Source organism: Parafrankia irregularis (assembly GCF_001536285.1).
In the GTDB taxonomy this organism is placed as follows: Bacteria; Actinomycetota; Actinomycetes; order Frankiales; family Frankiaceae; genus Parafrankia; species Parafrankia irregularis.
In genome coordinates, this window is sequence record NZ_FAOZ01000015.1 from 120,176 (window position 1) to 134,573 (window position 14,398).

Sequence of the window (14,398 nt, forward strand, 5' to 3'; positions counted from 1 at the left end):
CGTGCTCAGCGCATCGAACAAGAGGCTTTTCGCCGCCTGGATCGTCCTGTCGGCCATCACGGCCGCCTACCTGTGGATCGATCATTCCGCGGACGATCACGGCACCCCGATCGCGAGCACCTCGGCCACGGTCGGCGCGATCGTCCTCGCCCTGGTCAAGGTTCGCATCATCATGCGTGAGTTCATGGAGGTCCGGCACGCGCCGCGCCTGCTGTGCCGGCTCACCGATCTGTGGGTGGTGCTCATGGCGGCCGGGTTGCTCGGCATGTACTTCGCGGGCAAAGCCGTCGCCTAGCCCCCGCCGCCCGAAAAGAGCGATGCCGCCCCGACCCTGGACGGGTCGAGGCGGCATCGTCACTTCACGGTCTGCGGCGCACCGGCGCAGTACGCCACGCCGTTTCGTTCGAGGGTCAGGCGCCCATCCGCGCGGCGCGGATCGACTCCTTGAGCGAGCCCATGGTCGCCAGCACGGCGGAGGTCTCGTAGCCACAGTGCGCCATGCAGTTGGCGCAACGCGGGTCCTTACCCCGGCCGTAGGCCTCCCAGTCGGTCGTCTCGACGAGCTCCTTGTAGGAGCTCACGTAGCCATCCGACATGAGGTAGCACGGCTTCTGCCAGCCGAAGAGCGAGTAGCTCGGAATTCCCCACGCGGTGCAGGACAGTTCCTTCTTCCCCTCAAGGAAGTCCAGGAACACCGGTGAGTGGTTCAGACGCCACCGCTTGCGACGGCCGTCACCGAAGACCTTGGAGAACATCTGGCGGGTCTCCTCGACCGCCAGGAAGTGCTCCTGGTCCGGCGCCTTCTCGTAGGCGTAGCCCGGCGAGAGCTGGATCTGGTCGACCTTGAGCTCGTCGTTCAGGAAGTTGATGACGTCGATGACGTCCTGCGGGCTGTCGTTGTTGAAGAAGGTCGAGTTGCTGCCGACCTGGAAGCCGGCGGCCTTCGCGGCCTTGAAGGCAGCGACGCACTCGTCGAAAGTGCCGGGCTTCTCGACGATCGCGTCGTGCCGGTCCTTCAGGCCGTCGATGTGCAGCACGAAGGTGAAGTACGGCGACGGAGTGAAGTTCTTCAGCTTCTTCTGCAACAGCAACCCGTTGGTGCAGAGGATGACGAACTTCTTCCGCTTCACGAGCTCGTTGACGATCTCGTGCATCTGCGGGTGCATCAGCGGCTCGCCGCCGGCGATGGCGACGACCGGAGCGCCGCACTCCTCGACCGCCGCCAGCGCGTCCTCAACGCTCATGCGCTGCTTCAGGACGGATGCGGGGTGCTGGATCTTGCCACAACCCGTGCAGGACAGGTTGCAGGCGAACAGTGGTTCGAGCTCCAGAACGAGCGGAAAGTGCTTCCGGCGGAGCAGCTTCTGCTTCGCCAGATACGTTCCAACGCGGAGTGAGTACCGCCAGGCGACAGCCACGGCTCACGCCCCCCTTTCATCGGCCGCATCAGTAGCGACCCGAGGTCTTGGAACGACCATACAGGTTGTACGTACAGCCTGCATGTCGATCACGGAATGAGGCCCGGCACACACGTGGGCAAAAGCTGTCGCAGCCGCTCACGGGGACACCGGAAGGCCCGACCAGCCACTTTGACAGTCCATCGGCAATGCCGGAACGACGCAAGGTCACTCGGGGTAGTCAACCGCCGGCGTTTTGAATCACGATGGTCACCCTGCGCTATTCGGATCCGAGTGACGCGGAGCATCCGGCGCGGCCTGACAAATTCATGACACAGACATCTGCGGCACCTTCGTGAACGCATCTCGCGAGAACACACTGTGGCCCGTGGCCCACCCGGGCGCCAGTCAGGCGGGAGAACACGTCGGCGGCCCGGGTACAGGTTCGTACCCGGGCCGCCGATGGTGCTTCGGTAGCCGATGACGCTTCGGTAACGGTGCCAACGGCGCGCGGGAGCCGCAACTCCGCGCGCCGACGTCACTTCCGTTCTGAAAGCGGTCGGCGGACCTCCTTCGGCAGGTGGAAGGAGATCGACTCCGTCCCCACCGAACGGACCGTCACCGAGGCCGAGCCGAGCCCGGACAACGCGGCCGTCAGCTCCTCGACGAGCAGCGGCGGAGCCGACGCCCCGGCCGAGATGCCGATGGTGCGCGCCCCGCGCAGCCATTCCAGCTGGACGTCACCGACGCTCTCCACCAGATGGGCCGCCACCCCGTCGCGCTCGCTGACCTCGACCAGCCGCTTGGAGTTCGAGCTGTTCTCCGAACCCACGACCAGGACGAGATCGGCCTCGGCCGCGACCCGGCGCACCGCGTTCTGCCGGTTGGACGTGGCGTAGCAGATGTCCGCCGAGCCCGGGCCGACCACCGCGGGGAAGCGGACCCGCAGGGCGTCCACGACCTCCTCCGCCTCGTCCACGGCCAGCGTGGTCTGCATCAGGTAGGTGACCCGCTCGGGGTCCTCGACCTGCAGGTCCTTGACCGACTCGGGTGACTCGACCAGCTGGATCCGGCCCGGCACCTCGCCGAGGGTGCCCTCGACCTCCTCATGGCCGGAATGCCCGATGAGCAGCACCGTGTCGCCGCGGGCGGTGAACCGGCGTGCCTCCGCGTGCACCTTCTCCACCAGCGGGCAGGTCGCGTCGATGACGTCGAGCCCACGGTCACCGGCCTGGTCCCAGACCGCGGGTGCCACACCGTGCGCGGAGAACACGACGGTGGCCCCGGCCGGGACCTCGTCCAGTTCCTCGACGAAGATCGCACCCCGGCTGGCCAGGTCGGCGACCACATGGGTGTTGTGCACGATCTGCTTGCGCACGTAGACCGGCGCGCCGTGCAGTTCCAGCGCGCGTTCCACGACCTCGATGGCCCGCTCGACCCCGGCGCAGAACGCGCGCGGCTCGGCGAGCAGCAGGCGGCGGTTGGCCACGGCGTCGACCCAGGCCCGCAGGGCCGGGCCGAGCGCGCTGATCGTGCGCAGACCGGTCACCCCACGCCGGAACAGGTCCAGCTTGCCCAGCGGTTCGGCGGGAGTGTCCACGATCACGCGGACCGCCGCGATCGGCCGGTCTCCCGCGCCGGGCGCGAGAGTCGCGGATTCCATATCCACCGCGATGGCCCCGGTCGCGGCCAGCTCGGTCCGGGCCGCGCCGGTCGCCACCTTCTCGACCGAGACCATCGGGCCGACGTGAACCCGCAGGCCACCGCGCCGCAGCTCACCGGCGAGCAGCGGCGCTGTCGGGCAGGTGGCGACCACCGTTCCGTCAGCCAGGCGCAGCTCGCTGGCGACGACAACGTCGCCGGGCCGGGTCTCGGCGGTCAGCCCGCCGGCGAGACCGACGATCGCCAGTGCGTCCGGCCGAGCCTCGCGCACCACCCGGTTCGCGCGGTGCGCGCGGTCCGGCCCCATCCCGGTCCGCACGATGGTGGTTCCCTCGGGCAGGTCAGCGCGGCTGATCGCGAAGGCCTCCAGCCGGAGCGCGGCCGCGACCACGAGCCGTTGCGCGCGCGGAGCCGGCTGTACTGGCGACCCCTTGGCACCCGCCGCGCCCGCCGGGCCCGATCCAGGCGCGTCGGGATCCGCCGGAAGCGACAGCTCCGAGACGGTGTCCGGTGCCTCGACCCAGCGGGCGAGCGCCAGCGGTGAGGCGACGCCGGCCCGCGACGGGCCGCCCGCCGGCGGAACGGCACCGGCCTGCTCGGGGATCGACGCCCGCGGCGTGACCGTGGTCGGCCCCGGGTTCGTCACCTGGCTGTCACGGTCACGTGAGCTCGAGGAACGCGCGCCGCCGCCGTGCTCGGCCGCGCCGCCGTTGTCCGCTGCCGGGATGCTCATCGCGTCGCCCTCCCGGTGAGGCTCACGTACCGGCCGAGGGCTGTCACCGGGAAGACCAGCCGGTACAGGTGGTAGTTGATGGAGAAGTCCCAGGGGAAGCCCGTCCCGGTGAACTGCGGCTCGTCCCAGGTGCCGTCCGCGCGCTGCGTGTCGCACAGCCAGCGGACGCCACGCTCGATCGACTCCCACTCGACGCTGCCGCGCTCCGGCTCCATGGCCAGCAGCGCCAGCAGCGCCCAGGCGGTCTGCGAGGCGGTCGGCTCGCCGCGTCCGATCCACGAGTCCTCGCGGTAGGAGCGCAGGTCCTCGCCCCAGCCACCGTCGGATGTCTGGTGCTCGACCAGCCAGTGCGCGGCCGCGAGGATCGCCGGGTGGCTCGCGCTGACTCCCGCGGAGATCAGCGCCGGCACCACGGCACCCGTGCCGTACACGTGGTTGACGCCCCAGCGGCCGAACCAGGATCCGCCGGCCTCCTGGTTGTCCAGCAGCCACCGGACGGCCCGCTGGGTCATCGGGTGATCGGCCCGGCCGAGCAGCGCGAGCATCTCGACCATGTGCGCCGTGACGTCCGCCGACGGCGGGTCGACGACCTCACCGAAGTCACAGAACGGGATCTTCGTGACCAGGGTGCGGACGTTGTCCGCGTCGAAGGCGCCCCAGGCTCCGTTCGACGAGCGCATCCCCACCGACCAGTCGACGCCCCGCTCCGCGGCGGCACGCAGCTCACGGGCGAGCCCCGGGTCGGCGGCGGCGATGGTGCCGGCCGCGGCGGACTCGGCCGAAGCCGCCGCCGCGGCGGCCGCGGCCGCTGCCGCCGATCCGGGCCCGGAGCCGTCGGAGTGATCCACCGGGCCGTGCCCGTCCCCGAGCAGGCGGTGGATGGCGATGACCACCTCGGCGGTGTCGTCGACGTCCGGGTAGAAGTCGTTGTCGAACTCGAAGGCCCAGCCGCCCGGGGCGAGGGTGGGGCGGCGCACCGCCCAGTCACCGGCGACCCGGACCTCCTCGTCCGCGAGCCAGCGACCAGCCCGCACCATGGCCGGGTCGTCGCCGGGCAGGCCGGCGTCGGACAGCGCGACGACCGCGAGCGCGGTGTCCCAGACCGGTGACTGGCACGCCTCGATGCGGCGGACCATCCCGTCCGGGGTCTGCTCACGGATCGTGAACCGGTCGAGGGCGCGGAACGCCATCGAGATCACCGGGTGGTTGAGCGGGTAGCCCATGAGGTGCAGGGCCATGATCGAGTAGACCATGGGCGGCTGGATCCCGCCCCAGCAGCCGTCCGCCTCCTGCCGGGCGATCACCCACTCGGCCGCGCGGCGCAGCGCGAGGCGGCGCAGCGGCTGGAAGGGCCGCTTCTCGTAGCGGTGCAGCACCACGTCGAGCCGCTCGAACGCCCCGGCCCAGCTGCGCAGCGGGGACTTCACCGGCTTCGGAGCCGGGACCCGCAGCTCGTCCAGCGTGAAGCCGAGCGAGCGCACCGGCCGCAGCGAGCCGACGATCGTCAGCGCGACCACGGTCTGGCGGGCCCAACAGGCGAAGTCGTAGATGTTCAGCGGGAACCAGGGCGGCAGGAAGGACAGCTCCGCGGGCAGCACCGGGATGTCGTCCCAGGACCATTCGCCGAACAGGGCCAGCCAGATCCGGGTGAACACCCGGGACGCGGCGATGCCGCCGGCGGCACGCACCCACTCGGCCGCGGACCGCATGTGCGGGGCCTGCGGATCGTCACCGGCGAGCCGGAGCGCGACGTAGGCCTCGATGGTCGTCGAGATGTCGGACGGGCCGCCGTAGAAGGTGGCCCAGCCGCCGTCGGGGAGCTGCTGGGAACGGATCCAGCGTCCGGTCTCCTGCGCCGTGGCCGGCGTGAGGATGCCGAGGAACTGCCGAAGCATGAGGTCCTCGGCGTCCATGGTGACGTTGGTTTCCAGCTCGCCCTTCCACCAGCCTTCGTCGGCCTGGAGGGAGAGCAGGTGGTCGCGTCCGCGCGCCAGGGTGTCGACCACCGGGTCACGGTGGGCGTCGGCGGGCTGTGGCTGTGGCTGTGGTGCGCCGGTCAGCACCGCGGTGCCGGCCTCGAACGGCCCGGCCTCCTCCATCGGCGCCGCCGCCGACGGGGCCGGAACCTGCGGGGCCGGAACCTGCGGGGTCGGGTGCGCGGCCGTTGGGGCAGCCGAGGACTGGTCCGAAGTCAGGCTCATCGACGACTCCCCTCGTCGTACAGATGCAGGTACAGGTCGTGCGAATGACCGCCGGGCGACCGGCGGGCGGGTACTGCCACCTCGCTCCCCCTCAGCGATCTCGTTCGGTCACGAAACGCGCCATGGCCAGCAGCTCCGCCTCGGCCGACGCCGGGATCGAGATCGAACGCAGCGCGTTCTCACACGCCTTGAGCTGACGGTCCGCCTCGGCCGTCGTCCAGTCGCGGCCGCCGGCGCGCTCCACGAGAGCGGCGATGTGCTGCAGCTCGGCCTCGGACGACTCGCCCTCACCGGTGAGGAAGGCACGAAGCTCTTCGGCATCGTTTCCACCGGCCTCCAGCGCCACCACGACCGGCACCGACTTCTTGCGCGAACGCAGGTCGTTCAGCACCGGCTTGCCGGTCACCGCGGGGTCGCCCCAGATGCCCAGCAGGTCGTCGATGAGCTGGAACGCGGTGCCGAGCCGGGAGCCGTACTCGGCCAGCCCGTCCACCACCTCACCGGGGGCACCGGCGAGCACCGCACCGAGGGAGGCGGAGCAGGCGAGCAGCGCGCCGGTCTTCCCGTCCTCCATGTGCAGCGTCTCGGCCACCGAGACGTCCGAGCGGGATTCGAACAGGAGGTCCTCCGCCTGCCCGCGAACGAGGTCCTGGACGCCGGCGCCGAGGATGACCGCGGCGCGGCGGCCCGGTTCGCCCTCGACCTCCAGCAGGACCTGGGTGGCCAGGCCGAGCAGCGCGTCACCGGCGAGGATCGCGCCGTCGGCGCCAAAGACCGTCCACGCCGTGGCGCGGTGGCGGCGTTCGGTGTCGCCGTCCATCAGGTCGTCGTGCAGCAGCGAGAAGTCGTGCACCAGCTCGACCGCGACCGCGGCCGGCAGGCCGACCTCGGCCGGCGCACCGGCGGCCTCGGCGGAGAGCAGGGCGAGTGCGGGCCGGACGAGCTTGCCGCCGTTGCCGGGCACCGGGTCGCCTGCGGCGTCAACCCAGCCGCGGTGGTAGGCGACGACGTGGCGCAGCCGGGGGTGGAGCCGGTCCACCGTGGCGCGCAAGGCGGGCACCGTCAGGGCGCGCCCGCGCTCGATCGCTTCCGGAACCGTTGTGGTCATACCGGGAATCCCCCCGTGGACTTGGATGTCACTTTCTGGGTCGTCGCTGTGTGTGCTGTCGACGAGTCAGCTGCTGCCATGGACTGGGTCGGCACCTCGCCCTGCGACGCACTGTCGTGCGACTCGCCGCCCTGCGACTCACTGCCCTGCGACTCACTCCTCGCCGTGGGCGGAACGTGATCGGCCGCGGGCAGTGTGCTCCCCGATACCCCCATGCCGGCGAGCGTCTCACGGGCAGCAGCGATTCCGCTACGCACGGCACCTTCCATGGTCGCCGGCCAGCCGGTGTCCGTCCAGGTGCCCGCGAGCGCGAATCCGGGCAGAGCGGTCGCCTGATCCGGGCGCAACCGCAGCGAGCCGGGCGCCTGGTCGAAGGTCGCGGTGCGTTCCCTGGTCACGAAGACCTCGAGCAGCTCCGCCTCGCGCGCGGCCGGGAACAGCCGGCGCATCTCCTCGACGAACAGCGCCCGCAGATCATTGGCGGGCTGGTCGATCCACTCCTGCGCCGCCGACTGGGACAGCGCCAGGTACTGCGCCCCGGGCGGCCCCACCTTCGCCAGCCCGGAGGAGACCGTCCGGTCGAAGATCCACTGGATGGGTGAGCCGACCACGGCGAGCATCGGACTGTCCAGCACCGGCCGGTCGTAGATCATGTGAATGTTGATGATGGGCGAGACACCCAGCTCACGCAGCCGGGCCCGGTCGACGCCCGAGCCCTCCGGGAGCAGATCGGCGGCGGCCGGCGGCGGCACGGCGAGCACCACCCCGTCCGCCCGCAGGACCTCTCCCCCGTCGAGGGTGACCTCCCAGCCGGTGGAGGTGCGGACGATGGCCCTGGCCTTGGTGCCCGTCCGCACGGTGCCGCCCGCGGCCGTCAGCGCGCGCACGGCCGCGTCGCCGTGGAGCTGCTGCAACGGGGCTTCAGGCCAGCCCAGGTCACCCGCATCGGCCCCGTCGAGCAGACCGGTGCGGACCACCTTGGCGGCCAGGCCAAGCGACGCCTCGGCGGCCGGGGCGTTCAGGGTCGCGACAGTGAGCAGCTCCCACAGCGCCTCGGTGGCCGCGGCGCTCTGGCCGTGCCGCTGAAGCCATCCGCCGAACGAGTCTCCGTCCACCTTCGGGTCGCGCTGGTTCAACCGACCGATCTGGAACGCGGCCAGCGCGGCCCGGAGGCGGTCGGCGAGCGGCAGCGCCCGGTATCCCAGCAGCGCCGGCGCGAGGTGCAGCGGCGCGGGCAGCGGCACCCGCGTCCGGCGCAGCCTGGTCCGGGTCAGCGAGCCCGCGATCAGCACCTCGACGTCCAGCCGCTGCTGCAGGGTGGTCAGGTGGGTGACGCCGAGCCGGGCCAGCAGCCCGCGATAGGCGGTGCAGCACCGCATGAAGACGTGCTGGCCGGTGTCGATCCACAGCGAGCCGTCCTGGAACTTGCGCTGGAACGACGTGGTCTGGCCGCCCAGGCGCGGCCGGCCCTCCAGCAGCACCGGCCGGGCGCCCTCGTCCGCGGCGACCAGCGCCGCCGCGATACCGGCGAGCCCGCCGCCGATGACGACGACCCGGCCCCGCCCCGCGTCCCGGCTCTGCCCCTCCGACCGGCCCTGCCCCTCCGACCGGCCCTGCTCGGTGCCGGCGTGGGCGCCGAGCGAGCCCGCGTCCTCCGACCAGTGGGCCGGTGGCGTGTCCCCCTGTGCGCTCATGCCGCCCTGGCTTCCGATCGGCCCGCGAGGCTTCGGGCCGCCACGACGGCCTTCTCCCAGCCGGGCAGCGACAGCCGGCGTTCCAGGACCGCCGTCGGGTCCTGCCGGATGCGCCGGTTGAGCCGCAGGTAGATGCCGGCCATCGCACCGCAGCAGGCCGCGCTGCGGCGGTCCAGCAGGCCGAGCAGGGCCAGGCCACGCGTGTACCACTCGTCGGCCCGGACCGCACAGTCGCGCAGATAGTCCACCAGCGCGTCCTCCGGGGCCCCGAGCCGCCCGGCGGCGTCCACCGTCAGCGTGACACCGGCCTTCTCCAGCTCGGTCGACGGCAGGTAGATCCGCCCGTTGAGCAGGTCTTCGCGAACATCGCGCAGGATGTTGGTCTGCTGCAGCGCCACGCCGAGGGCGTCGGCGATCTCGGCCGCCCGGGCGTCACCGGCCGAGCCCTCCACGCCGAAGATCCCCAGCGAAAGCCGGCCGATCGTGCCCGCGACCAGGCGGCAGTAGCCGACCATGTCCTCGAACGTCTCGTACGTCGCGCCATGGACGTCGCTCTCGACGCCGTCCGTGAGCTCGATGAAGGCCTCGATCGGGATGGGGAAGCGCCGCGCGGTGTCCGCGAGGGCGACCATCACCGGGTCGGAGCTGTTCGTGTCCAGTGCGCGGATGTCGGCGCGCACCTTCGCCAGGCCGGCGAGCTTCTCCTCGGCCGGCAGATCGCCGTCGCCGATGTCGTCGAGCCGGCGGGCGAGGGCGTAGACCGCCGACAGCGCGCCGCGCTTCTCCGCGGGCAGCAGGCGGATGCCGTAGCTGAAGTTCCGCGCCGCCTCCCGCGTCAGTGCCTCGCAGGAGGCGTAGGCCTCGGCAACTGTGGAACTGCCCGGTGCACCCGCGCTCATCTGACCCCCTCGGTGCCGTCAACATCTGTTACGGCGGACGCCGGAGCACCCATGCTGTCCGTTCCGGTGACCTCACCCGATCCGGTGACTGCTGGCCCGGTGGCACCGGGCCTGGCGGCACCGGGAGCGGCCCCACCGGCCCGGGCGACGCCGAGCCCGGTGGCCCCTGGCCCGGTGACCTCGGTGGCCGCGTTCCCGGCAGCCCTGGCGGTGGCTGCCGCGCCGGGCAGCCACCAACGCGCCCACGCGGTCGCGGCGAAGGCCGCGACCCGGGGCTTGGGAGCCTTCGGCGCGCCGCCGAGCATGTCGTAGTCGGCGCGCCGGATGGCGTCGAGGGCGGCCCGGCCGCCGCCGACGAAACCGGCCATCGCCAGCCGCAGCCGGCCCCCGACCAGACCCACCAGCGGTGCGCCCGAGTCGAGCAGGGTCCTGGCCCGAGCCACCTCGAACGCCATCAGGTGCCGCACCGCCGGCGACGCGCTCGGCGCCGCCAGGTCGGCCTCGGTCACCCCGAAGGCCTCCATGTCCTCCAGCGGCACGTAGATCCGGCCGGCGGCGAGATCCTCCGCCACGTCCTGGAAGTGCTCGGCCAGCTGCAGCGCGGTGCAGATCCGGTCCGACAGCGCGACCCGGGCCGGGGTCGCCAGGCCGAAGACGCCGAGGACCATCCGGCCGATCGGATCAGCCGAGAGCGTGCAGTAACGCACCAGGTCGTCGTAGGTGTCGTAGCGGGTGACCACCTGGTCCTGCCGGTTCGCCTGCACGAGCCGGCGGAACGGCTCGGCGGGCAGGTCACAGGCCCGCACGGTCCGAGCGAGCGTCTGGTGCACCGGCAGCCTCGGCTGCCCGCCCGACCAGATCAGCTCGAGGTCCTCGCCGAGCTCGTCCAGCAGTGCCAGGCGGTCGCCGGGGGCTTCGTCGCCGATGTCGTCGACAAGCCGCCCGAAGACGTAGAGGGCGTTCAGGTGCTCCCGCAGGCGTGCCGGAAGCAGCCTCGACGCAACCGGGAAGTTCTCCGCGGACGCGGCCAGCAGCACCTGGTCGGTGGGTGTGGTCAGGTCGGTCGCGCCGAGAGGGGCAGACGGACGCGGTGGGCCGGTTCGGGCGTCGATTGCGGTCATACGCCTCTCCTTAACGTGGCGCTGCGCGCTCCGGGTGCGCGGTGCGGTGTGCGTCCTGTGCGTCGTCCGGCCGGGCGAGCGCGATGCGTCGCCGACCGCGATGGTGCCGGTCATGGTGCGTGCCAGATCGCCGGAACCGCTACCGCTGGCCGGAGGGTGCTGGCCAGATCTCCGCCGGGCCCACCGCGGCAGGCGCCGGTCCGGCACTGGTTGGCCTGGTCGTGGGCAACGTCCGGGCCATCCGGTCAGCAGGGGTCAGGTCGGTCAGGGGCAGGCGGTGCGTGACGCCCAGGCGGCGGTGGGACCGCCCGAGCGTCACGCCATGGGATCACAAGCGCCGTGCCGCACGTTCACTGCCTGGCACGGCCGGGGACACCGCCGATCAGGCCGTGCCCCCCGCAGCCACCTCGTCACCGGTGCTGCCACCGGTGACGACTGAAGCCTTTCCCATCGCCGACTCGGGCCTGCGACATCCCTGGCCGTTCGCCGTGAGATGGAAAAGGCTCACTGGAGTAGTCCGCTGCGCGCACTCACCTCCCGGGCCGGCGGTCGGATCCTGAACTCATCCGAAGACACCGGCCAGGCGGCGGTACAGCGACGGAGCCGCGCCGTGAACGCGCGCGGCGGCGGACAGCCATCGGGGCACCCACACTTCGGCGTCTCCCCGGCCGGTGCCGGCGAGCATCCGCTGCGCCACCAGACCCGCAGGGATGGGACGCGGCCACCGGCGCACGTACGGTGCACCACGCCGGTGGAAGAAGGGGGTGTCCACAGCTCCCGGTAAACACAACGTAACGCTAATGCCACGTCCTGCGACTTCGGAGCGAAGCGCGTCGGCGAACCCCACCATCGCGGCCTTCGAAGCCGAGTACGCGACCTCGCCACGAACGCCCAACGCGCCCGCGACGCTGCCGACCAGCAGGATTCGACCCTGGCCGCGCTCCAGCATCGCCGGCAGCATGGCCCGGACGAGCAACATCGGGGCCAGGACGTTGACCGCGATGAGATCATTGATGGTTGACGGAGGCATCACGTCGAACGGCCCGGCCGCGCCGAGGCCCGCCGAGCAGATCAGCAGATCCACCTCGCCGAGCAGCTCCGCGGCACGGGATGCCACCGCGACCTCGCCACCGGGGCGCGCCAGGTCCACCGCGATCCGGTGGCCCTGCGTCGCCGCGGCGACCTCGTCAAGAGCCGCGCCATTGCGGCCCACCAACAGCGAACGACAGTTCTGATCAGCGAGCAGGAGGGCCGCCTCCCGACCGATACCGGAGCTGGCTCCGGTCACCACGGCAGTGCGTGGCGGCCATCCGCCCGTCGAAGCGGTTCGCGCGCCGCTGGACGCGACAGGCAGGCTCCCTTCGCGGGCAGCCGCGCGAGGCCGAACGATCACGGCCCACCACCTCGGGTCACACGGTCCCCCCCGTGGTCCCGTTCCGGCACAGGTTTCACGTCACCTACTGCTTCCGTTTATGTCGCCCTCCACCATCGGCGTTCCACGTGCGACGGGATCAGACCTGCACTCCCGCCCACCGCCGGCTCGCTTCGAGCGGCTCCACCATTTCATCGTCCAGAGGCCAGGTCGTCCATCGTCAGATGTACGACATCGGACCCTGCTCCCTTACCACACATTCGGAGAGGCGAACGGAGGACCAGATCCGTATTCACCCCGCCGAAGCTTCAGCGGAATTGCCTTCGTGTTTTCCGAACGGAATGACACAACATTGACATCTACCGGACATCGAGACGTAGCTCACGCCCGCGCGAGTCACCGCACCTGCCGACCATCGGCTACACCCTGCCGTCAGTCCGAACCAATCGCCACCGGATCACCGGCGGCGACCTCGACGAAGGTGCGCGCCGGCGCCTCCACCGCATGGGTGTATGCCCCATCCGGGTAGTAGACGGGACAGCTCGACGGATCATCACTCGGGCACGGCGTCATCTCCCGCACGCCGACAACCCTACCGTCCCGGACAAACATGATCGAAAGGGGCAGCAACGTGCGGAACATGTAGAAGCCGGACGTCGTCTCGCCGGCAAATTCGAAGATCATCCCGCGCCCCGGAGGAAGGTCGGTCCGATACATCAGGCCTCGGCGCCGCTCGATGTCACTGTCGGCAACCTCGGCCACGATAGTCAGGCCGCGAACCCGGACGGTGACAGTCGCACCATCACCCGAACCCGCATTTCCTCCGGAACCCGCAATGCCACTACAGGCCGCGACGAACACCGTCACGGCGGCAGCGCCCAGGGCGCCGGCCAGTCGAGGGACGGACGGGCTCACACCGCACAACCCGGTACCGGGCAGTCCCTCGGCGGGCCACCCGGACACAGCCCCCGACTACGCCAGCCGCCACTGCGCCAACCATCGTCGGGCCAACAGCTGCTGTACCAGCGGCTACTGCGCCAACGGCTCCACGGCCTGATCTGGTCCGAGCGCGGCAAGGGCGGCCTCCACGATCAGACACTGAAGTTCTTCGGACAACAGCGGCGCGAACGGAGACAGCGTGCCGGCAGCCGCCGACGCGCAGTCACCCGCGGCGGTCGCATCAGCACCCACCGCCAGGTACGCCGGGCGAGCATCGTCGGCCGCCCCGACACCCGCCGCCGCGGCGGTGCCCACCGCGTCGGCGGTGCCATCCGCACCGCTGTCTCCAGTAAATCCGGTCAGGCTCCGAATGCCCGTTGGACTCCCCACGCGAGTGGTGGTGATCCAGGTCGCCGTGCCACCACGGTCGGCCGCCCCGGGATGCCCGCCGCCAGCCGTGCCGTACCGACCGCTGTCAGCCGGGTGCGCGGCACCGCCGCCAGGCCGCCCGGCTACCGACGCCGATCCGCCGGCCGTCACCCCGACCGACGCCGATCCGACAGCCGATGCTCCGCCGGCCTCGGATTCGCCCGCCTCGCTTTCGTCGCTCGCGGCAACATTCCGCCAGCGCGCGCGGCCCATCGCATCGCCCATTACGCCGCTCTGGACACAGCCGACCGCGCAGCGGGCCCGCATGATCCGGGCCACAGTGGGCCGCGGCCCGGCAAGAGCGCGGATGATCACCTCGTACTGGGAAATGATGTCCTCCTTGCCGATCCGATGGTGCAGCACCGAGGGATCGTTCGCGAAGGCGCAGAGGACGGCACCGGTCTCCACCAGCAGTGACGTGAGTGCCTCGAGGATCGCCCGCGGTGGCGGCGGAGGGTCACGACGGGCCAACTCGACCAACTGTGCGAACCCGGACTCGAAGGGCGAAATCAGCGCTTCGAGAATCATCTCCTTGGACGAGAAGTGATAGTAGAGCGCGGCCTTCGTCACGCCGAGTCGTTCGGCGATGTCACGGACCGAGGTGCCCGCATACCCTCGTTCCACGAAGAGCTGCACGGCCGCCTCGAGGATCCGCGTGCGGGTGTCGGCTCCCTGCGCGCGCGTGCGTCCTATGACCACCAGCACTCACCCCCACAGGACGGTCAGCCGCGAATGCTACTCTTGCACTCACTTACTGAACGATCGGTAAGCAGATTGGGCGATCGGTAAGCGAAGCGCCTGGCGGGAGGCCTGCCGGCGGTACCACGGTCACCGGCGGTGACG

General features: G+C 71.3%; 11 protein-coding genes. 1 reads left to right on the top strand and 10 read right to left on the bottom strand.

Translation table 11 applies throughout. The features are described 5' to 3' along the window. The first annotated feature begins 1 nt into the window (after position 1). Positions 2 to 295 (top strand): cytochrome C oxidase subunit IV family protein, encoded by a 294-nt coding sequence (locus AWX74_RS22065; protein WP_091280174.1) that lies wholly within the window; start codon positions 2 to 4, stop codon positions 293 to 295. 115 nt (positions 296 to 410) lie between these two features. Here the strand turns inward: AWX74_RS22065 and hpnH are convergent, their stop codons facing one another. The 10 genes from hpnH to AWX74_RS22115 form a co-directional block, all read right to left on the bottom strand. Then, positions 411 to 1,418: an adenosyl-hopene transferase HpnH gene (gene hpnH, locus AWX74_RS22070; protein ID WP_054564607.1), complete on the bottom strand. Its 1,008-nt coding sequence runs from the start codon at positions 1,416 to 1,418 to the stop codon at positions 411 to 413. A 517-nt stretch (positions 1,419 to 1,935) separates the two neighbouring features. Further along, entirely contained in the window at positions 1,936 to 3,792 is a 1,857-nt protein-coding gene (gene ispH, locus AWX74_RS22075; protein WP_091280177.1) for a 4-hydroxy-3-methylbut-2-enyl diphosphate reductase, read from the bottom strand. After that, positions 3,789 to 5,993 carry a terpene cyclase/mutase family protein gene (locus AWX74_RS22080; RefSeq protein WP_091280180.1) on the bottom strand — a complete coding sequence of 735 codons (2,205 nt, stop codon included), beginning with the start codon at positions 5,991 to 5,993 and terminating at the stop codon, positions 3,789 to 3,791. Before AWX74_RS22080 ends, ispH begins: the two co-directional genes overlap by 4 nt. Before the next feature lie 91 nt (positions 5,994 to 6,084). Beyond that, the gene (locus AWX74_RS22085; protein WP_054564610.1) at positions 6,085 to 7,101 is read right to left on the bottom strand and encodes a polyprenyl synthetase family protein; all 1,017 of its coding nucleotides are present in this window, start codon (positions 7,099 to 7,101) and stop codon (positions 6,085 to 6,087) included. Next, positions 7,098 to 8,795 (bottom strand): hydroxysqualene dehydroxylase HpnE, encoded by a 1,698-nt coding sequence (gene hpnE, locus AWX74_RS22090; RefSeq protein WP_091280183.1) that lies wholly within the window; start codon positions 8,793 to 8,795, stop codon positions 7,098 to 7,100. Before hpnE ends, AWX74_RS22085 begins: the two co-directional genes overlap by 4 nt. Next, positions 8,792 to 9,694, bottom strand: coding sequence for a presqualene diphosphate synthase HpnD (gene hpnD / locus AWX74_RS22095; protein WP_054564611.1), 903 nt, complete (start codon positions 9,692 to 9,694; stop codon positions 8,792 to 8,794). Before hpnD ends, hpnE begins: the two co-directional genes overlap by 4 nt. Next, positions 9,691 to 10,815, bottom strand: a complete 1,125-nt coding sequence (gene hpnC, locus AWX74_RS22100) for a squalene synthase HpnC (RefSeq protein ID WP_091280185.1) — start codon at positions 10,813 to 10,815, stop codon at positions 9,691 to 9,693. Before hpnC ends, hpnD begins: the two co-directional genes overlap by 4 nt. Positions 10,816 to 11,377: 562 nt before the next feature. Next, a complete protein-coding gene (locus tag AWX74_RS22105) occupies positions 11,378 to 12,106 on the bottom strand; it encodes an SDR family NAD(P)-dependent oxidoreductase (protein ID WP_054564613.1) in 729 nt (242 codons plus the stop codon). Between the two features lie 513 nt (positions 12,107 to 12,619). Further along, entirely contained in the window at positions 12,620 to 13,054 is a 435-nt protein-coding gene (locus AWX74_RS22110; RefSeq protein ID WP_242666350.1) for a DUF192 domain-containing protein, read from the bottom strand. A gap of 162 nt (positions 13,055 to 13,216) precedes the next feature. Continuing rightward, a complete protein-coding gene (locus AWX74_RS22115; RefSeq protein ID WP_091280294.1) occupies positions 13,217 to 14,254 on the bottom strand; it encodes a TetR/AcrR family transcriptional regulator in 1,038 nt (345 codons plus the stop codon). Positions 14,255 to 14,398 lie beyond the last annotated feature (144 nt).

Excerpts from the sequence above, each read along its gene's own strand:
- hpnC (WP_091280185.1), bottom strand. The coding sequence starts at position 10,815 with ATGACCGCAATCGACGCCCGAACCGGCCCACCGCGTCCGTCTGCCCCT.
- hpnE (WP_091280183.1), bottom strand. The coding sequence starts at position 8,795 with ATGAGCGCACAGGGGGACACGCCACCGGCCCACTGGTCGGAGGACGCG.
- hpnD (WP_054564611.1), bottom strand. The coding sequence starts at position 9,694 with ATGAGCGCGGGTGCACCGGGCAGTTCCACAGTTGCCGAGGCCTACGCC.
- AWX74_RS22085 (WP_054564610.1), bottom strand. The coding sequence starts at position 7,101 with ATGACCACAACGGTTCCGGAAGCGATCGAGCGCGGGCGCGCCCTGACG.
- ispH (WP_091280177.1), bottom strand. The coding sequence starts at position 3,792 with ATGAGCATCCCGGCAGCGGACAACGGCGGCGCGGCCGAGCACGGCGGC.
- AWX74_RS22080 (WP_091280180.1), bottom strand. The coding sequence starts at position 5,993 with ATGAGCCTGACTTCGGACCAGTCCTCGGCTGCCCCAACGGCCGCGCAC.